The organism is Candidatus Enterococcus leclercqii, assembly GCF_009933135.1.
GTDB lineage: Bacteria > Bacillota > Bacilli > Lactobacillales > Enterococcaceae > Enterococcus_C > Enterococcus_C leclercqii.
Map to the genome: position 1 here is coordinate 81,475 of NZ_MAEH01000012.1, position 18,523 is coordinate 99,997.

General features: G+C 43.9%; 18 protein-coding genes, 1 tRNA gene and 1 other annotated feature. Of the genes, 2 read left to right on the forward strand and 17 right to left on the reverse strand.

The window, feature by feature from the left end; genetic code table 11:
* Positions 1-25 precede the first annotated feature (25 nt).
* From BAU14_RS05780 to BAU14_RS05845, 14 genes are all read right to left on the reverse strand, one after another.
* The gene (locus tag BAU14_RS05780) at positions 26-880 is read right to left on the reverse strand and encodes a MetQ/NlpA family ABC transporter substrate-binding protein (RefSeq protein ID WP_161899139.1); all 855 of its coding nucleotides are present in this window, start codon (positions 878-880) and stop codon (positions 26-28) included.
* Positions 881-1,001: 121 nt separating this feature from the next.
* Positions 1,002-1,688, reverse strand: a complete 687-nt coding sequence (locus BAU14_RS05785; RefSeq protein WP_161899140.1) for a methionine ABC transporter permease — start codon at positions 1,686-1,688, stop codon at positions 1,002-1,004.
* The gene (locus BAU14_RS05790) at positions 1,681-2,715 is read right to left on the reverse strand and encodes a methionine ABC transporter ATP-binding protein (RefSeq protein WP_161899141.1); all 1,035 of its coding nucleotides are present in this window, start codon (positions 2,713-2,715) and stop codon (positions 1,681-1,683) included. The genes BAU14_RS05785 and BAU14_RS05790 overlap by 8 nt, the downstream gene beginning before the upstream one ends.
* Before the next feature lie 132 nt (positions 2,716-2,847).
* Positions 2,848-3,124 (reverse strand) — a binding site (T-box leader).
* A gap of 158 nt (positions 3,125-3,282) precedes the next feature.
* Complete coding sequence (locus BAU14_RS05795) at positions 3,283-3,621, reverse strand: glycine cleavage system protein H (protein ID WP_161899142.1); 339 nt, start codon at positions 3,619-3,621, stop codon at positions 3,283-3,285.
* A 2-nt stretch (positions 3,622-3,623) separates the two neighbouring features.
* The gene (locus BAU14_RS05800; RefSeq protein WP_161899143.1) at positions 3,624-3,980 is read right to left on the reverse strand and encodes an arsenate reductase family protein; all 357 of its coding nucleotides are present in this window, start codon (positions 3,978-3,980) and stop codon (positions 3,624-3,626) included.
* A gap of 36 nt (positions 3,981-4,016) precedes the next feature.
* On the reverse strand, positions 4,017-5,219 hold the full coding sequence (locus BAU14_RS05805; protein WP_161899144.1) for an FtsW/RodA/SpoVE family cell cycle protein: 1,203 nt from the start codon (positions 5,217-5,219) through the stop codon (positions 4,017-4,019).
* 397 nt (positions 5,220-5,616) lie between these two features.
* A complete protein-coding gene (locus BAU14_RS05810) occupies positions 5,617-5,853 on the reverse strand; it encodes a hypothetical protein (RefSeq protein ID WP_161899145.1) in 237 nt (78 codons plus the stop codon).
* A 243-nt stretch (positions 5,854-6,096) separates the two neighbouring features.
* Positions 6,097-6,169 (reverse strand) — tRNA-Thr (locus BAU14_RS05815).
* Positions 6,170-6,249: 80 nt separating this feature from the next.
* The gene (locus tag BAU14_RS05820; protein ID WP_161899146.1) at positions 6,250-7,047 is read right to left on the reverse strand and encodes an alpha/beta fold hydrolase; all 798 of its coding nucleotides are present in this window, start codon (positions 7,045-7,047) and stop codon (positions 6,250-6,252) included.
* Between the two features lie 165 nt (positions 7,048-7,212).
* Positions 7,213-7,842, reverse strand: a complete 630-nt coding sequence (upp, locus tag BAU14_RS05825) for a uracil phosphoribosyltransferase (protein WP_161899147.1) — start codon at positions 7,840-7,842, stop codon at positions 7,213-7,215.
* A gap of 205 nt (positions 7,843-8,047) precedes the next feature.
* Positions 8,048-9,721: an ABC-2 transporter permease gene (locus tag BAU14_RS05830; protein ID WP_237580425.1), complete on the reverse strand. Its 1,674-nt coding sequence runs from the start codon at positions 9,719-9,721 to the stop codon at positions 8,048-8,050.
* Positions 9,714-10,478, reverse strand: a complete 765-nt coding sequence (locus BAU14_RS05835; RefSeq protein ID WP_161899149.1) for an ABC transporter ATP-binding protein — start codon at positions 10,476-10,478, stop codon at positions 9,714-9,716. Before BAU14_RS05835 ends, BAU14_RS05830 begins: the two co-directional genes overlap by 8 nt.
* A gap of 189 nt (positions 10,479-10,667) precedes the next feature.
* On the reverse strand, positions 10,668-11,912 hold the full coding sequence (gene glyA, locus BAU14_RS05840) for a serine hydroxymethyltransferase (RefSeq protein ID WP_161899150.1): 1,245 nt from the start codon (positions 11,910-11,912) through the stop codon (positions 10,668-10,670).
* Between the two features lie 575 nt (positions 11,913-12,487).
* Entirely contained in the window at positions 12,488-13,375 is an 888-nt protein-coding gene (locus BAU14_RS05845; RefSeq protein WP_161899151.1) for an ROK family protein, read from the reverse strand.
* Between the two features lie 509 nt (positions 13,376-13,884).
* Between BAU14_RS05845 and BAU14_RS05850 the strand changes: the two genes are divergently transcribed.
* The gene (locus BAU14_RS05850; RefSeq protein ID WP_161899152.1) at positions 13,885-14,457 is read left to right on the forward strand and encodes a hypothetical protein; all 573 of its coding nucleotides are present in this window, start codon (positions 13,885-13,887) and stop codon (positions 14,455-14,457) included.
* A 125-nt stretch (positions 14,458-14,582) separates the two neighbouring features.
* Here the strand turns inward: BAU14_RS05850 and BAU14_RS05855 are convergent, their stop codons facing one another.
* Positions 14,583-15,611: a 3-deoxy-7-phosphoheptulonate synthase gene (locus tag BAU14_RS05855; RefSeq protein ID WP_161899153.1), complete on the reverse strand. Its 1,029-nt coding sequence runs from the start codon at positions 15,609-15,611 to the stop codon at positions 14,583-14,585.
* Between the two features lie 832 nt (positions 15,612-16,443).
* Here BAU14_RS05855 and BAU14_RS05860 point away from each other — a divergent pair.
* Entirely contained in the window at positions 16,444-16,743 is a 300-nt protein-coding gene (locus tag BAU14_RS05860; RefSeq protein ID WP_161899154.1) for a bacteriocin immunity protein, read from the forward strand.
* Positions 16,744-16,888: 145 nt separating this feature from the next.
* On the opposite strand, the gene BAU14_RS05865 is transcribed toward BAU14_RS05860, so the two are convergent.
* Together BAU14_RS05865 and BAU14_RS05870 are read right to left on the reverse strand one after the other, a co-directional pair.
* The gene (locus BAU14_RS05865) at positions 16,889-17,065 is read right to left on the reverse strand and encodes a hypothetical protein (RefSeq protein ID WP_161899155.1); all 177 of its coding nucleotides are present in this window, start codon (positions 17,063-17,065) and stop codon (positions 16,889-16,891) included.
* Between the two features lie 105 nt (positions 17,066-17,170).
* Positions 17,171-18,436 (reverse strand): MFS transporter, encoded by a 1,266-nt coding sequence (locus tag BAU14_RS05870; RefSeq protein ID WP_161899156.1) that lies wholly within the window; start codon positions 18,434-18,436, stop codon positions 17,171-17,173.
* Positions 18,437-18,523: the final 87 nt, after the last annotated feature.

The following is an 18,523-nucleotide window of genomic DNA, read 5'->3' on the forward strand; positions in this document are numbered from 1 at the left end:
CGGCCCATGTTTTTCAAAATATCAATTAATTAGCGTCTACGATTTTAACGGAACCTTGCCATTTTTCGTCAACGAATTTCTTCACTTCGTCACTGTGAAGAGCAGCGACAAGTTTTTTGATGCTGTCTTTGTTTTCATCACCTGCACGAACAGCAATGATGTTGGCATATGGTGAGTTATCAGCTTCCAACAAAAGAGAGTCTTTCGTCGGATTCATGTCAGCACTCAAGACAAAATTCGCATTGATAGCTACCAATGAATCAGCCTCATTTTCATAGGTTGGAATTAAGACCCCTGGATCGATGTCGTGCTTGAAGACTAATTTTTTAGGATTTTCGGTAATGTCATCAAATGTTGCTGTTGTCTTTTCCACGCCATCTTTCAATTTGATCAACCCAGCATCTTCCAAGATAGTCAGAATACGGCCCCAGTCGGACTCAGAGTTTGAAGTAATCACTTGAGTGCCTTCCTTGATGTCCTCCAGACTCTTGATATTTTTGGAATAAATCCCCATCGGTTCGATATGAATAGCACCTGCGTTTGCAAAATCATAATCATATTCCTTCACTTGTTTGTCAAAATAAGGAATATGCTGGAAGTAGTTGGCATCTATTTCTTTTTCAGCCAACGCTTTATTTGGCATTACATAGTCAGTGAAGGTTTTTACTTCCAGTTTGATACCTTCTTTTTCCAGGACAGGTTTAGCTGCCTCCAAGATTTCAGCGTGGGGACTTGGTGAAGCACCCACTACTAACGTGGTTTCACCGTCTTTGCCGCTATTTGCTGAGCTATCGGCGGTATCTTTGTCGTTGTTTCCGCAAGCGGCCAATGCGCCGAATGCCAATAAGAATGTTGCTGCGAGTCCAATAATCTTTTTCATGTCCATTTCCCCTTTTTCTTTTTAGCGGTTTGTTCAGACCGCTTCTGGTAAAATCTCCTTATTTTCAAAGCCGCCTTTTAAATTAGCCGCGGCGAAAGCCCAAATGTTGTCGAAAAGCCATTTAACGTTTATCCAATTTATTGGTAAGAAAGTCGCCCAATCCTTGGACAATAAAAACAATAACCAAAATAATGACTGTGGCAACCAACGTCACGGTCTGATTGTTCAGCTGGAATCCTTCTGACCAGGCTAATGATCCTAGACCACCTGCTCCAATAGCACCAGCCATTGCGGTAAAGCCGATCATAGACACCGCCGTTACGGTAAAACCAGAAACTAGCGCGGGCAGGCTTTCCGGAATCAATACTTTGTACATGACTTGCCAACTGTTGGCACCCATTGCATTGGCAGCTTCAATAACACCTGGTGAAATTTCCCGTAAGGCAATCTCCACCATACGTGCATAAAATGGTGCCGCTGAAAGGATTAACGCCGGCAAAGCTGCAGGCCAGTCAATGATGGTCCCAACGATTGCTTTTGTAAAAGGCATAATCAACACCATCAAAATCATAAATGGTGTCGAGCGAAAAATATTGCTGACCACCGAAACGACATTGTACAAAAGTGTGTAAGCTAAGCCTTTTTTACGACTGAGGCTGTACAACACAAGTCCTAGTAAAAAGCCTAAAATCAAAACAACGATTAAAGAGAAAACCGTCATTGCCAGTGTTGCTACGGTGGCTTCTTTCATGCGATCCCAGTTGACCTTATCAAAATTCAGATAGATCTCAGAAAAACTCTTATCCATGGTGCAACACCTCCACTCCTACTTCTTGGGCACTGAAGAACGCAGTCGCTTGACGAATAGCGGTGGCATCTCCGGTCAAAAGGACGGTCAAGGTTCCAAAAGAGCCCTCTTTGCCCTGTCGAATATTGCCATAAACGACATTGACATCCACGTCGTATTGCCGGATGGCTTGGCTGATTACCGGTTCATTGGCATTGTCGTCTTTGAAAGTCAGCGTCAACAGTGTGCCGTTTGGATTTTCCTTGATGAATTCCGTCAGCACTTCTGCCGGATCTTCACTTGGTTTTAAGTCTTGTTGTACAAATCGTTTGGTGACTTCCTGTTGAGGATTGCGGAATACCTCAGCCACCGAACCTTCTTCCACGACTTTTCCCAGCTCCATCACAGCTACTTTGTTACAGATCTTTCGAATGACGTTCATCTCATGGGTAATCAGCACAATGGTCAGGTCCAGCTGTTGGTTGATATCCAACAGCAAATCCAACACTTCATCCGTGGTCTGGGGATCCAGCGCACTCGTCGCTTCATCACACAAGAGAATCTTCGGATTATTTGCCAATGCTCGCGCAATCCCTACCCGCTGCTTTTGTCCGCCAGAGAGTTGGCTTGGATAGGCATCCCCGCGGCCTTCCAAACCAACCAACTGCATGAGTTCTTCGGCCCGGCGTACCCGTTCGGCTTTTTTCATTCCCGACAATTCTAAAGGAAACTGGATATTTTCCGAAACCGTACGAGACCACAATAAGTTGAAATGCTGGAAGATCATACCGATATTTTTACGGAAATCTCGCAGCCCTTTTTTGCTGAGGGCAGAGATATTCTCCCCGTCCACAACTACTTCTCCATCTGTGGGTAGTTCCAAACCATTCAATAACCGTACCAGGGTACTTTTCCCAGCGCCGGAATAACCAACAATACCGTAGATATCGCCTTTTTCCACTGCCAGTGTTACATCGTCCACTGCACGGATCTGTTTTCCTTTCACGTCAAAGGTTCGTTTGACGTTGTTCAATTGGATCAATGCCATCGTACTTTTCTCCATTCTTTTGCGTTAAATCTAAAATGTGGCTGTCCGTTGTCTGTTGTTTAACCCACAAGCGTACTCACCTTGTCAGTATACAAATAAAAAGCCGTCTCGTCACGATACAACATTGCTGTTGCAAAGGACGAAACGACTTTATCATTTCGTGTTACCACCTTGGTTCGCTATTATTTCTCAATAATAACCTCATCCGGTACTTAAGCTCTTCAGATTTGTTTCTGATGTGCAGCTGCATACCGTGACGCTATAACGGGCGTTCCCGTATCAAGCTTGCAGTTGCTCACTTGATCTGCTCAAAGACCATCTTCCGCTTCTTCTCTCCGCTACCCTTTTTCAGCTGACCGGGCTCTCTGCAAACGGCTCCGAAACGTACTCTTCTTTTCAAAGCTTTCAGTTGTGTTGTTATTGATGATGATTATAGCAAGCTGATTTAAGACTGTCAACCAGAAACTTTCAGAAATTTTCACTCTTGTAAAAAAGGCTCCGCAGCTTCGAAACAGTAAAAAACCGCCGACAATTGCGGCGGCGACTTTTTGCTGTTATTGGCTGATTTTAAAGATTGTCAAACTCGGTTGTGTCCACGTCTTTTAACGCAACCAGCCAAGCATTCATTTCATCTTCGTCATTTAAGACGTCGATGTTTTCAGCAATCTTATCATTGATTGAAGAAATCGTACCAGACAATGGTGCTGGGAATTCTTGAACCGCTTTTTCAGCTTCAACTTCGACCATTGGTTCCCCTTGTTTCACACTTGCTCCAGGCTTAGGCAAGTTAGCAAAAGTCACTTTTCCCAAGTCTTCTTGTGCTTGGGCACTCAGGCCAATCACATACTCCGCTCCGTTAAACAAAATCCACAAATTATCCTTTGTTTTCAAACATTTCTTTTCCATGATTAATTTACTGCTCCTTCATAATCTGTTTCTTTAAAGCCGACAGCCAAAAATTGACCATCTTTTGCTAAAATCGGACGTTTGATCAACATGCCGTCCGTAGCTAACAATGCACAAGCCTGTTCCTTCGTTAAATCAGCCACGCGGTCCTTCAATCCCAGCTCTCGGTACTTCATGCCACTGGTATTGAAAAAGCGCCGAATTGGTAAACCACTTTGGGTCATCCACTCGGACAACTGATTTGCACTGGGAGGATTCTGGACCATATCGACGGTTTGGACCGTTACCTGTTGTGAATCCAGCCATGCTTTGGCTTTCTTACATGTACCGCATTTCGGGTACCAATACAATGTGTACATTTTGTCCTCCTTATGCTGCGGTCGAGACCGCCGTTTTTATGACAGGCTGTCCTTTGGAGCTCCTGCCTGATAACGCATGGATAAAATCAGCCCGATCCCGATCATATTACACAAGATTGATGACCCCCCTTGACTGATAAACGGCAGTGGTATCCCCGTCAAAGGCAGAAGACCAATATTAGCACCGATGTTTTCAAAAACGTGAAACAAGATCATCATAATGATCCCCACTGAAATATATGTGTAAAATTCGTTATTGGTATCAAAACAGACTTTTACCATTTGATAAATCAGAACAAAATAAACCAAAATCACAAAGGCACTGCCGACAAAGCCAAACATCTCACCAATCATGGTAAAAATCATATCTGACTCTCGTACCGGCACGTAAATATCGGAGACATTGAACCCTTTCCCAAACATTTCGCCGGAACCGACTGCCATCATGCCATAAGCTTGTTGCATCGAATCCCCTTGTATATCATGGAATGGATTTAACCAAGAGTCAATCCGTTTGAACTGATACTGATGAAAACCCACATGAGACAACAGCTCACGACCAAAATCCGTCATGACTAAGAAAATCAGCCCACCGCCGATAATCACAGCAATTGCTACAGCCGGTATAATGATGCGCCAACTGATACCTGACATTAAAAAGACGCCACCGAAGATTGCCAGAAACACCAACATCGTCCCTAAGTCTTTTTGGGCAATAACCAAGCCGACTGTGGGTAAGGTGACCAGCATCAACTTGCCAATCAACAGCCAATCTGAACGTAAGGTACGAGCCTTATATTTCACATTATGGGAAGTTACCACCAGCGCCATCATCATAATATAGGCGATTTTCATTAATTCAGAAGGCTGAAACGTCAGGTTAGAGGTCACACGAAACCAGTTTTTTGAACCCGTCTCTATCGCCAGCTGCTTATCATGAAATTTCAATAAAGCCGCCATTACTGCTAAACCTAGTCCGTAAATCACCGGGGTTAGCTTCCAAAGCCATTTGGACTTCATCTGCATGATAATTACGATTGCTACTGTACCGACACCATACCACAAACTTTGCATCAATACCCCGCGAACCACAGAACGACCGCTGGGGTCATGGGACAAGGCGGAATACAAAGAAACCAAGCCAATCATACACAATAAAAAAACGGGTAGGATGACACCGTAGTCGATACGGCTGTCACGCAACGCCCGGTCATTCTTTTGGGAAAGTCTGTTCTCCATCAAGTCACTCTTTTCTCCGACAATTTCGTTCTACTCCGAAAAGTCCATTCCACAGCCAGTAAAAACGAAGGATTCAACTGCTGGGCGCTTTTCAGATACACTGATACATTATAGAGGGTTTCGTCAGGAAAAGAAAGTCCGGCCCTAACCAACAGTAAAGAATCTTAAGAAAAATACCCTCTCACAGAGTTTTCCGTAGGCTCTTCTAGGGATAAAGCTGCATACATCTGTATTAAAACCAACAGTCCCTTTTACGATGATCGTTGTGCCAGGTATCCCGTCAAATTGATACGACGAAGAAAGTTTCTCTGTAATATTTGCTGTACTTAGTAAAACTCTGCAAAAAAAGCCGCTGACTAAGCAACGACTTTGGGCTAGTAGGCTATTGGCAGTCTCTTCAGACTTTCTGCATTTTTTTATAATTGATAATCATGACACCATTGCTCTGAACCATCAACTGCTGATTTTCAGGAGTCTGATCCAGTTCCACCACTGCTGAATTCTTCAGCTGTTTGGTGACCACACCGGTTTGCGGTTGACCATAGATCAAAAATTTCACATGTGTCTCGGGTTTGAATTTCTTACCGAGATCTGACGGGACGACTGTTGCATCAAATTTTCCAAAAGTAGCCACAATAAAAAACCTCCCTTTATATCATTCATTATAGCACACTTTGTGAAATTTTTCAGGAAATCATTTTTTTCACAGTTTCAGCTTTAACTTTTCTTCAAAAATTGGCTCACGAAAATCACCACAAGAATCCTTTTCCACGCATCGTCCAGGACTGTTCAGCATCGTTTTTGTTCTTATTTTCGCAGGCCATCGTCGTGTTTTACAGTAAAAAAAAAGAAACCTGATTACTCAAGGTTTCTCAAATGCCGACTATAGGGATCGAACCTACGACCTACGCGTTACGAGTGCGTTGCTCTACCAACTGAGCTAAGTCGGCATTCGTTGAAGCAATGTCAACGAATAAGAGTATAGTGAAAAAACAGCCATTTGTAAAGTAAAAACCGTTTTTTTCTTGAATTAAATCGGCCGGCTTTTTAACCAGTCATTAATAGCTGTGGCCACCGAATCCGGCTGAGCCAAATAGAGCGCATGGTGTCCTTTTATAAGACACAGCTTAGTCTTTTCTCCGGCGTACTCAGAATCTCGGTACTCCTGTTCTCTAAAAGGCTGAGCAAATAGTAGTATTGGCGGTAGAGAAGTTGTGGCTTTGGCAATGGCGCTAATTTCCCTTAAATTTTGCTCAGAAGCCAGATATTCGGAAAAAATCGTTGTGCCTTCAGAAAATGCCCTCTCTGACGCTTCCAATAATTGTTCCTCTTGCGGTGTTAACTCCTGATCCTTTGTTGCCTCATAACGCTCTTCCGGGGTCATTTCTGCAAGCCACTCATTTGCTTTTTGATAACTCGAAGTAGTGAAAAATTCTACGGCTTTGACAGTGGTTGGTTCATTTAAAATCAATCCTGTGACCTGATCAGGATAACTTAGAGCATATGCCAATGAAATTGGGCCATTAGCGGAATGTGCAAAGAAAAGAATCAGGCCCTCATGCAAAGTACGAATCAATTCATGCAGTTCAGCGACAATATTCTGCCAAGTTCGGGGTGCCGAAGTCTCATCACTTCTGGCAACACCCAAGCGATCAATGAATAATTTTGAAAAAGTACTATCGGTTCTCCTAGCAATATTCTTCAATTCCAAGTAATTATTCGTCGTGCCAAAGCCAGCCATAAAAACCAGCAGCGGTCGGCCACTTTCCCCCTTTTGTAAAACATACGACATTCGGTCATGCATTCCTTCGAAAAATTTCAACTTCATCACTCTAGTCCCCAATACTTTTTCAGTCATTTTTTCAACAGGGTAGCAGCATAAGTAAGTTGTTCCAATTTCAACGGTCAGATTCAAGAACCATTTTCTTTTACCCTTAAAAAAAAGCCGATTGGAAAATTTCCCCTCGGCTTTCTATCATTAATTTTCCGGCGTTTACTTCGTACCGAACAAACGGTCACCGGCATCCCCGAGACCTGGCACGATATAGCCGTGTTCATTCAGGTGATCGTCCAAGGCAGCCGTGTAGATATCAATGTCCGGATGAGCGTCTTGCAATGCTTTAACACCTTCAGGAGCGGCTACTAAACAGACGAATTTAATGTTTGAAGCACCCCGTTGCTTCAATGAATCAATGGCCATAATTGCAGAGCCACCAGTAGCCAGCATAGGATCCACTACAAAAAGCTGACGGCTAGCGATATCATCTGGCATCTTGAAGAAGTACTCATGAGGTTCCAATGTTTCTTCATCCCGATACATACCGATATGGCCCACTTTAGCAGCAGGAATCAATTCCAAAATTCCATCCACCATTCCGATACCGGCACGCAAGATTGGCACCACAGCAACTTTTTTACCGGAAAGCATTTTTTGGGTAGAGCGGCCAATCGGTGTTTCGATTTCAACGTCCTCCAGTGGCATGTCTCGTGAAACTTCATAAGCCATCAGCATGGCGATTTCATCGACTACCTCGCGAAATACTTTAGTTCCGGTGTTTTTATCCCGAATGATGGTCAGTTTGTGTTGGATCAACGGATGGTCGATCACTTGAAATTTGCCCATTACGTACACTCCTTGATTGTCACCTTGCATCGGAAAAGCTTCCCGATCCACTGGCGCAGTTTTCTTTTATTGTAATGCAAGATATCGATTCTCACAACTGACAAAGTGAATTGCTGAAAATATCTTCTTTTTTTGAAGATTCCAACAACAATTTGCATTCATCTGCTAAACAAGAAACTCCCGCCGTTATGGGGGAGTTTCTTGTTTAGCGAAATTTTTTGGGTCCAATTTTTTGAGGACCTTCGCCTTTATTTAAAGAAATTCGTCGCTGCCAGTCCAGTGTGTCCAGCTTGTCCCAAAATTGTTTTTTGAAGTAAACAATCACGCCGCCACAGATCAACAGCAGTCCGCCTACTACTAAAATATTCAGTGGTACAAAAGGTAGCGATAGCGCCGCAACTGCATACACACCAATAGCAATAAATCCTAAAAAGATTCCCAAAAACATCACGATTACCATTAGCCAAGTCCCACCGCCACGTTGAAAAAGCTGTGTGACACTGGTCCAGTTAGTCAAAAGCAGTCGATGATCTCTGGCAAAATAAAACAGACTCATTACAAAACTGCCCACTAAAGTGCCCAAAATTAATGAGATAATCAACAGTGGTGACAGCTTGAACATCACGCCACCTACCACCGCCATCAAAATTGCAATCACTGCTTGGATCAGATAACCTACGAGAAATTTTTGCTTCAAATAGTCTTTCTTAGAGATAGGCAGCGTATTGATAAAGTCATAATTTTCTCGGTCTAAAGAAATGATATTAGCCACAAAAGACGTCGGATTGGAAGACAGAAAAGACAATAACAAGCCTGCAGCAAACGCCACCCCAGCTAATTGAGCAGGCAAACCGTCTGTCAGGGTACTGCGAACCGCTCCGCCAGAAGAGATCAACATCACCAGCGGCATCATGACCGAGCTGGATAGCACCTGCATTGCCAGATTTGGATCTTTGATTAATTGGAGGTTATAGGCCCGCAGCAATTGATTCAGGCTTTGACCGTCTTTGCGTTTGCGCTTGACCACTGCTTGGGCAGTCGAAATCTCAGTCAATTGTTCATAGAGTTTAGGCAAGAAAAACACTTTGATGACCAGAGCCAAAATCAAAAAGACACCAATCAAGATTGCCCATCCCAAAAGTCCTTGCAGCGAAAATGGACGATTCATGGCCCAATAGACTGGCAAAAACGGCACCAGTGCCCCTCGATCCGGCAAAGCTTCCGAGGCTTCTGAATAGTCCACATGACCAGAGTTTTGCATCACGAGTACACCCACAACCGCAATTCCAGTCGACAAAACCATCAAACCCGTCGTCATCAGCTTCTTATGCTTTTGAAACAGCTTGGTCCGGGTCAAACCCAATACAATCAAGGCACACAAGAACAACATGACGCCTAAAAATAGTAGAAAGCCCACGATTCCCAAAACGGCGGCTAGCACAATCATGCTGCCAGATTGCCATGCCGTTAGTGCAAACAACACCAACAACGGCAACACAAAAGGTACTACTGTCAGCATAACGACCAGGATTTTTGAAAGAAAAATTTCCGCCTGCTGAAACGGCAGCGGCAAGTAAGCTCCCAGATCCTTGCTTTCAAAAAAGACATTGTAGATTACCGAAATTCCCTGGGACAAGGCCAAGATTCCGAAAAGACCGACATACATCGTAAAATAACCCGGCATACGAGAAAAATCAGTCAAAAAGAGGATTCCCCCGTATAACACTGTAAACAAAGCTGCCAGAAAGACAAACTGCAAAACTAGCGAGCGGGTCAATTTAGCCCCGCTTTTTCCTTTTTTGCGAGCCTTCTCGGTATATTGAGGATTGGCATAACGCAGCGATGTACGAATCAATGCCCCCAATTTTTGTCTATTCATGGGCCTCACCCTCCAATCTTGCTAAGGTGTTGCCATCTGATTGCCGGCCGGCCATCTTCAAATAGATTGCTTCCAGTGATTCCCCCGGTGATTGCGCCAACAAGTCATCAGTATTGCCATTGTAAATCAACTCGCCTTTTTTCAAAATCGCCAGTTCATCACACAACTGTTGTGCGGTATCCAAAACGTGAGTCGAAAAAATCACCGTATTGCCCCGTGCCGCATGCCGCTTCATCATCTCTTTCAAATCATAAGCAGCTTGTGGATCAAGTCCGGTCATAGGCTCGTCTAACACCCAAATATCCGGATCTGGCAACAAGGCGCCAATCAAAACCGCCTTTTGCCGCATCCCATGGGAAAAGCTACCAATAGCTTCTTCTTGGTGCGACAACATATCAAACAAGCCTGCCAGTTCCTCTAAACGCTCTTTTTTCTTGTCAGTTGGCAATTCATAGGCAGCCGCAATCAAATCCCAATACTCACCGGCAGACAACTGCAAAAACAAATCTGGTGTATCCGGAACATAGCCAATCCGCTTTTTAATCTCCAAACGATTGGCACTCAGCTCTTTGCCGTCGACAATGATTTTGCCGCTGGTGGGTTCAATCACTGAAACCAAACTCTTGATGGTAGTGGATTTTCCGGCACCATTGTGTCCCAAAAAACCAAAAATTTCTCCGGTTTTAATCTGAAGGTCCAGCCGATCCAAAGCTGTGTTGTTGCCATATTTTTTTGTCACTTGTTGAAATTCAATCATGTTATCCCCACTTTCCTGTAGCCCAGTCATTATCTTGTAACAGCTGGGTTACAGCTCACTTTTCAAATTTCCATCATTGTACTCCCTTTGCATACCTCTGTCTATGTTGTCAGAAAATTTAAAATAAAAACCGCAGCCCATCTGGACTACGGAATTCTTTGTCAGAACAATATTTATTGGGTAATAAAATTACAAATTAGGATACAATGGATATTTTTCAGTCAGTGCTTTTACCTCAGAACGAACCTGATCCAAAGCTGCCTCGTCGTCACGTTCTCGCAAGGCCCGCACCACTAATTTGGCCACTTCAACTGCATCTTCTGTGCTGAAGCCGCGGCTGGTAATTGCTGGTGTCCCAACTCGAATACCACTCGTCTTGAATGGACTCAGTGATTCAAAAGGAATCGAATTTTTGTTGGCGGTGATGCTGACACTGTCCAAAATTGTTTCGGCTTCTTTGCCGTTCAGCCCAAAACCACGAACGTCAATCAAAAGCAGATGATTGTCAGTTGCTCCAGATACCAACCGGGCTTCTGGTGCCTGATTAAAGACACGGGCCATCGCTTGGGCATTGTCAATGACTTGTTGGGCATAGTCCTTGAATTCAGGAGCCAATGCTTCTTTAAAAGAAACAGCCTTCGCTGCAATTACATGCTCCAAAGGTCCCCCTTGAATTCCCGGAAAGACCGCAGAATTGATTTTTTTAGCCAGTTCTTCGTTGTTAGTCAAGACCATCCCGCCCCGTGGTCCCCGTAATGTTTTGTGGGTAGTCGTGGTGGTGATGTCAGCATAAGGAACCGGTGATGGGTGCAGACCAGCAGCTACTAATCCAGCGATGTGGGCCATATCCACCATCAATTTGGCACCGACTTCATCTGCAATCTCACGAAACTTCGCAAAATCGATGGTGCGGGAATACGCACTGGCACCGGCTACAATCAATTTTGGCTGATGCTTGCGGGCAAGGATTCGAACGACATCATAGTCGATAACTTCAGTGGTAGGATCGACCCCATAGCTGACAAAGTGATAGGTTTTACCAGAAAAGTTCACCGGTGAACCATGCGTCAGGTGTCCGCCAGCGGAAAGATCCATCCCCAACACAACGTCTCCTGCTTCGATTAAAGCCAGATAAGCCGCTGTATTCGCTTGAGAGCCGGAATGAGGCTGAACATTGACATATTTGGCACCAAAAAGTTCCTTGGCACGATCAATCGCTAGGTTTTCTACTACATCAATAAATTCACAACCACCATAATAGCGGCGCCCCGGATAGCCTTCAGCATATTTATTGGTCAAGACACTGCCCTGTGCTGCCATGACCGCTTCAGAAACGATATTCTCAGAAGCAATCAGCTCCAAATTATTTTGCTGCCGGTTCAGCTCGAGATCCACAGCACGCCATAGATCCGGATCAAAATCACGATACGTCATACAAAAACACCCCTTCGCCTTATTTATAGCTCTAAAACATTTTTCAGCTTGCTGCGATTCTTCGTCTTTTGCCTACGAAAAAGCCGCAATGCCAATTTGAGAGTAGCAGAAGCAGGAAAACTCCGCAACCCAACCGCTTGTGAGCCACTGTTCTTTCCTTCAAAGCCGAACATTATGGCGATTCTTCTACTATTTAATGGCATTGTAACACAAATAGCCGTATATTTTCTGTGAACTTTCAAAATAATTTGACTTTTTAAGTCCAGCCACTCAGAAGCTCTGCAATATAAAAAAGCGGCAAAATACCTTGCAGGCAAAAGAACTGGGGGAGGGGGAATGTCAGCTGCTTTCTTTACGGTAGTTGCGTTTTAAGCCACCTTCAACAACTGTTTCTTGGTAACAGCCTTTTTGAACGCAGCTGCCTTGTTAGGCAAAGTACCGTTTTTTAGTCCCCATTGTCTTTACTGCTCGGCGTTTTACCGACTATCCGTCTGATTGGTGCTCCGGTATCTTTTTTGACACCAGAGCACCTTATTCTGATTTGTTACCAGTGATTAACGATTGCCAATCGACAATTAGTCCCGCAAGGTTTTGTCTTGCAGCTCTTTGTGCAATAATTCAAAGTTCAAGGCGGCTCCTAGTAAGTTGGCGTCATTTTGGAATTCACAATTGCGAATCACGGGCATGATTTCTTCGACCCGTTCTTCTGCCAATGTTTTGTACAAACGACTACCCAACTCTTCCGGTAATTCAGCGCGGGCAGAGATGCCACCACCGATAATTACGACGTCTGGATCAATGGAAACCTGAATATTGTACAAAACAGCTGCGATATTGTCATACATTTCCTTCAAAACCAGATCTGCAGTCTTATCACCGGCTTCTTGAAGTTCAAAGAGCGCCTTGCCATCAATTTCTTTTTTAGTGATTTGTTCATACTGTAGTGCGGCTTTGACCCCAGTTCCCACTTGACTCAAGGTCCGATCGCCGCGCGGTTTCATCAAACCGAATTCACCTCCGAAAAGGTGAGAGGCTTTGTAAAGTTTGCGGTCGATGAAGATCGCACCTCCCACACCGGTACCGATTACTACAAAGACAGCATTCTCAGCATCCTTTCCGGCCCCCATCTGAACTTCGGCGATGCCGGCACAGTTGGCATCATTTTCGATAGTCACAGGCAATCCCAAATGTTCTTCCAACTGATCGTAAATAGGTCGACCATGGATATATTCCACGGCACTGATACCATCAATCCGGCGAGCAGGTACGTTGACTGCCCCCGGTGCACTGATTGCCACGCCTTCAATTCCCTCGCCAAAGCCAGCGACTACTTTTTTCATTTCTGCCTTCATCTCATCGAAACTGGCAGGTGTTGTAAATTTGTCAGTGTGACTAATTTCACGATTTTCCCATAATCCATATTTTACAGCTGAGCCGCCGATATCAAATACTGCTAATTTCATAGTATTTCCTCCTAGAGATTGGTTGAGCAGCCAGTTTGCCTCGAAAACGTTTTATGCTAGAGGAAGTTGCTTCCCTCTTATGGATTGTTTCGAAGCCTGCCGCTGCCTTTTGCCTGCCTTCAGCAAAACGCTTACAGGTCTAGACCTTGTTCTTATTGTATCACTTTTTAGCCGAAAATGAAGCCACCTTATCATGGGAAAAATAACAAATTTATCTAATGATTGATGTACAAACTCTTTTGGAGCTTCTTAGGGAATCTAACAGGCGTTTTTCCTCTTACAGAGTCATCACAACCAAATCCAAGAATTCAAAAGATCATATGCTTTCAAAAGCTTTGTGAACTATCTTACTTTTTGATTACGCTTTCATTTCGATTGTGCTATCATTAGAAGATAGAAAGAAACTTCTAGTTTGCCTTTGTCTCTTTTTCTTATTCTCCGATAATGTGAAATCCATCTGTGATTGTTGCCATTTACGCTATCTGCTGCTGTGCAAAAGAAGGAATATCATGAAATATCCGATCCAACGCTTCATCGAACATAATTTGACAGTTTCTGCGACCCACTTTTATCACGAGACCCGCTGGAACGAAGCGCTGATTCTTGAATGGAGGCAGGCTCATACGCCGGTCAATGAACTACCCATTGCTCTTTTGGAAGATCTACACCAATACAGCAGTCAGCAGTCGGACCTGCTCACTATACTGAATAAGCTACAGCACTACCAACAAGAGTATTGGGAGGAAGTGACCCTCCATCGCAACAATTTTTGTCGAATTCCCAATAAAAATCAGCTGCTTTATGATCTCCGGCAGCATACCTCGGAAAACGATCAGCCGGCGTTGGTTCAAAGGATCACGAAAGCTTTAGATGAACGGGTCTTCAAAGATACATTTACTGTTGCTTGTGATTGGGACCACCGAGTGATTTCTTATGTACAGCAGCACTGCAACACTTTGCCAACGATTCTTTACAGTTTTAGAGTCAAACTTCTCCAGTTGCCAAATGGAGAGAACTATCCTGTCTATCGCTATCTAGGACACGAGCTGCAAGAACCCCGCTTTCGTTCATTGCTGCAATAACTAGCTTAACTAAAAAAATCGATAAACCCGACTCATTGAGATTTGGGTTTATCGGTTTTTTTAGTTACTTTTCGCGTTTTCTAAAAGAAAGAAGCTTCATTAATAGCTTATCAAAAATCATTTCTCTAAGCGTTGGCGTGAATCCAGCGGACCAGTTGTTCTGTTTTCTCCCAACCTAAGCAAGGGTCGGTAATGGATTGTCCGAAGACTTGTCCATCTGGTTCTTGACGGCCATCTTCCAAGTAGCTTTCAATCATGAATCCGCGGACCATAGTCTTTAAGTCAGCTTGACAGTCGCGATTGTTCATCGTTTCTTTGACAATTCGAACCTGTTGCTCCCATTGTTTTCCAGAATTGTCATGGTTGGTATCGACAACGATGAAAGGATTTTTGAAAGTCCCCTTCTTATACATGTCAGCAACGGCCATCAAATCTTCATAATGGTAGTTGGGTACATTTTTTCCCGCCTCGTTCAATGCTCCCCGCAAGACTACATGAGCCAGTGGATTCGAACTAGACTCCACTTCGGCGCCATTGTAGATGAACTCCTGCTTTTGTTGTGCCGCATATAGCGAATTGAACATCACTGTCAAATTGCCGCTGGTTGGATTTTTCATCCCTGTTGGCTGATCGATGCCTGAAGCTACAAACCGGTGTTGTTGATCCTCCACCGAACGTGCCCCCACCGCCACATAACTCACCAGATCTTCCACCAGCTCCAGATTTTCCGGGTAAAGCATTTCATCAGCAGTTGTCAGCCCCGTTTCGGTAATGACTCTTTTATGCAATTTACGAACAGCCAGAATGCCTCGAATCAGATTGGACCCTTCATCCAACTTTTGCTGATGCAACAATCCTTTGTACCCATCGCCGTTGGTCCGCGGCTTGTTGGTATAAATACGAGGAACCATGAAGACCTTATCAGCGACTTCCGTCTGTAATTGGGCCAAACGACGGACATATTCCATCACAGCTTCTTCATCGTGGGCAGAACACGGCCCAATCACCAAAAGGATACGCTGGTCCTCACCCGTGATAATTTTCTCCAATTCGGCATCCCGGGCAGCCTTTTTGGCAGCCACCTCCGGATCCAATTTTGTAACCGCCTTTACCGTCTCTGTATTGATACGCTGACTCAATTGTTTGAAACTCATTTTAAATTCCCCCAATTTGAAGTTTTTCGGTGCTTTAGTTTTTAGTGTAGATTTTCTGTTTTCAAAAAGAACTTTTGAAAACGTCCGCTTTGAGTGACGGCGCGGATCTTGTTTAGACACCTGGCCTCAAAACTTGTTTTTCGGTGCTTTAGTTTTTAGTGTAGATTTTCTGTTTTCAAAAAGGACTCTTGAAAACATCTGCTTTGAGTGACGGCGCGGATCTTGTTTAGACACCTGGCCTCAAAACTTGTTTTTCGGTACTTTCATTTTGGAAAATTCCTATCCTTGAGTACATTCACACCTGCCTTCTTGGCACAAATAGCAGCAACCGCTATTCCTCCAAGAACGATAAAATAAAAAAACTCCGCCCTCTTCCCAATCTGGGAAAGGACGAAGCTATATGCTCGTGTTACCACCTTTTTTTGTGTCCGGCTCACACCGTACACCTTGACAGGTACGCTGTCGGCCATCTCAAACTCAGACTGAAACTGAGAATGCTGCCTACTGATACCCCGGCCTGTTAACGAAGGCCACATCCGTCACCGCCTACTGCTCTTCAACGGGAAGCTCCAAGAGGAATTCCACTTTTGACTTCGTGCGCCTCTCATCTACCGGCTGCTTTCTGTCCTTCGTCTCAAGTGTACTGATTCTTATCATCGCTTTTCTTTTGTGCTTTTTTACATGATAAAGCGCTAAACGACAATTGTCAAGAGTTTTCTGAAAATTCATCATTGCCTTTTTCGCATCAACCAACTATCAAAACCGTAAGCTCAATGGCTCCCACTTTACACCCTTTAGAGGAAGCGTATAGTAGGATTTGGGAGATGATGAGATGACTGAAAACAGAGTAACAACCATGATGGCGCAATTGAGTACCGCTTACTCAGATCCAGAAGTAGCGGCTATTTCTGAGCTGCAGGATTTTGTCTTGGAAGCCGCATCTGAACTGGAAAAGACCCAAAATCCAAAGCTGATCGCTGCTCGTATTTGCAGTGAGATTCCAATGCGTTATCTGGAAAACAAAGACCACTTCCCCAAAGCACTATTGACCTTGTTTTATCAACTCAAAAAAGAGGCCGAAGCTTACAAAGGTGTGGCAATCAGCGCTATGATGCTACCGGTGTGGTTTTGATAATCGCTACTCACATTTTTCTTAGCTGGTAAAAAAACTGCTGAAAGGATCCTTTTTAGATTCTTTCAGCAGTTTTTTAGTTGCTTGTTTCTGAGTGCGAAACGAACTCTCCCTATTTCGTTGCAATCGAAGCGTTTAGCCGTAATTAGCCGATAAAATTATCATTTTGAACGACTTGTTTCAACTGCTTCATCGCACCTTCTAAGCTTTGTTGCTGGTCGTCTAGATGATGAGTGTTGACCTCGATATGCTCCAATTTATGGGCGATTTCGTCTAGTTTGTTCAATGTCTGTTGCATGATCTTTACCATATCCTTGTCCATGCACGGGACACCTCCTGCCTTAAGGCGTTTATTTTTTCACCGTCTACGGACAACTAAGCTGTCAGTGTTGGACGGTATACTTTCAACAACAATCCAAATAACTAGTTATTTGACTGTATCATCTGCTGAGTTTAGTGGTTTAACAATTGATTTTGCTTTAGCGCTAACTTCTTCCACCACTTCTTCTACAGCATCTTCCATTGCATCTGCTTGGCGATAGAACAGTCGATAGACTACAGCACAAGCAATCGGCAAAATAGCGGCAGCCAAATACATATTCTGGAAGCTCATGTGGCTACGCAACATGCCAAAAAGGTAAGGTCCAACCCCCAAACCAAGATCGAGTCCTACAAAATAAGTAGACAACGCAATACCAATCCGGTGGCTATCTGCAGTTTTCAAACAAACGGCTTGCCCATTTGACATAAAGGTGCCATAGCCAAGTCCCACCAAGGCACCAGATACTAAAAGCATCCAGCTGCTAGTAGTGAAACTCAACGCTGCTAATCCAGCGGCTAAGAAAAGATAGCTGGGATACATTACATAGTTTTCACCTTTTGCATCAAAGATTCGACCAGACATTGGTCGTGTGGCGGTAATTACTAAAGCGTAGACAACAAAGAAAAAGCTAGCCGCATCGACTAAATGGATAACCTGTGCGTAAGAAGATAAGAAAGATAGCACACTGGAGTAGGCTAAGCCCATCCAAAAAGCGATGAAAGTGATAAACAGCGCCTTTTTCTCAATAAAGCTATCGAGACTGCGACTGTCCAAAGCAGCTCTGTGTTCTGGTGTTAAGGTGATATTTTTCACTGGGAAAACCCAGCAAGCAATTGTTGTCGCAGCGATTAATACGACTGAGAAAATGATGATTGTATAAAAATTGGTGAGATTTAACAGAATCATCCCAATAAAAGGACCAATGGCTGCCGCTAAACTGGTAGACAGTCCATAATAATTAATTCCCTCGCCATTTTTAGAACGTGGAATATAGGCGGTGACAATGGCATTCGTAGCAGTAGAAACAGTCCCATAGGCAAAACCGTTCAGCAGGCGAACCCCATAAAGTACGCCAATTCCTGGTATGAACAAATAGGCAATCGTCGTTGCCAAATAGAACAACGCGCCATAGCGCAAGACCGCTTTTCTTCCATACAATTCCAATTTTTTCCCCATCAGCAGGCGAGCAATCAGCGTTCCGATAATATAAATTCCCGACGCCAACCCTGCTTGACTGAGAGTGGCATGCAAATTGTCTTGGGCAATCACTGCAATGATTACCATCAACAGGTAATACACCAAGTACACGACAAAATTGATCAACGTGATACTGACAAACCCTTTGTTAAATAATTTCTCTTGATTTTCCATAGGTTCCTCCTGAAATAAGTCCACTGTGTGCAGTCAGCAAAGTGAAAAACTGCTGAATTACCAGCTGATTCCAACTGATGCAATCCT

Bases quoted from the DNA above. Each gene is read 5' to 3' on its own strand.
- BAU14_RS05780 (WP_161899139.1), bottom strand. From the start codon at position 880: ATGAAAAAGATTATTGGACTCGCAGCAACATTCTTATTGGCATTCGGC.
- BAU14_RS05785 (WP_161899140.1), bottom strand. From the start codon at position 1,688: ATGGATAAGAGTTTTTCTGAGATCTATCTGAATTTTGATAAGGTCAAC.
- BAU14_RS05790 (WP_161899141.1), bottom strand. From the start codon at position 2,715: ATGGCATTGATCCAATTGAACAACGTCAAACGAACCTTTGACGTGAAA.
- BAU14_RS05795 (WP_161899142.1), bottom strand. From the start codon at position 3,621: ATGGAAAAGAAATGTTTGAAAACAAAGGATAATTTGTGGATTTTGTTT.
- BAU14_RS05800 (WP_161899143.1), bottom strand. From the start codon at position 3,980: ATGTACACATTGTATTGGTACCCGAAATGCGGTACATGTAAGAAAGCC.
- BAU14_RS05805 (WP_161899144.1), bottom strand. From the start codon at position 5,219: ATGGAGAACAGACTTTCCCAAAAGAATGACCGGGCGTTGCGTGACAGC.
- BAU14_RS05820 (WP_161899146.1), bottom strand. From the start codon at position 7,047: ATGAAGTTGAAATTTTTCGAAGGAATGCATGACCGAATGTCGTATGTT.
- upp (WP_161899147.1), bottom strand. From the start codon at position 7,842: ATGGGCAAATTTCAAGTGATCGACCATCCGTTGATCCAACACAAACTG.
- BAU14_RS05830 (WP_237580425.1), bottom strand. From the start codon at position 9,721: ATGAATAGACAAAAATTGGGGGCATTGATTCGTACATCGCTGCGTTAT.
- BAU14_RS05835 (WP_161899149.1), bottom strand. From the start codon at position 10,478: ATGATTGAATTTCAACAAGTGACAAAAAAATATGGCAACAACACAGCT.
- glyA (WP_161899150.1), bottom strand. From the start codon at position 11,912: ATGACGTATCGTGATTTTGATCCGGATCTATGGCGTGCTGTGGATCTC.
- BAU14_RS05845 (WP_161899151.1), bottom strand. From the start codon at position 13,375: ATGAAATTAGCAGTATTTGATATCGGCGGCTCAGCTGTAAAATATGGA.
- BAU14_RS05850 (WP_161899152.1), top strand. From the start codon at position 13,885: ATGAAATATCCGATCCAACGCTTCATCGAACATAATTTGACAGTTTCT.
- BAU14_RS05855 (WP_161899153.1), bottom strand. From the start codon at position 15,611: ATGAGTTTCAAACAATTGAGTCAGCGTATCAATACAGAGACGGTAAAG.
- BAU14_RS05860 (WP_161899154.1), top strand. From the start codon at position 16,444: ATGACTGAAAACAGAGTAACAACCATGATGGCGCAATTGAGTACCGCT.
- BAU14_RS05865 (WP_161899155.1), bottom strand. From the start codon at position 17,065: ATGGACAAGGATATGGTAAAGATCATGCAACAGACATTGAACAAACTA.
- BAU14_RS05870 (WP_161899156.1), bottom strand. From the start codon at position 18,436: ATGGAAAATCAAGAGAAATTATTTAACAAAGGGTTTGTCAGTATCACG.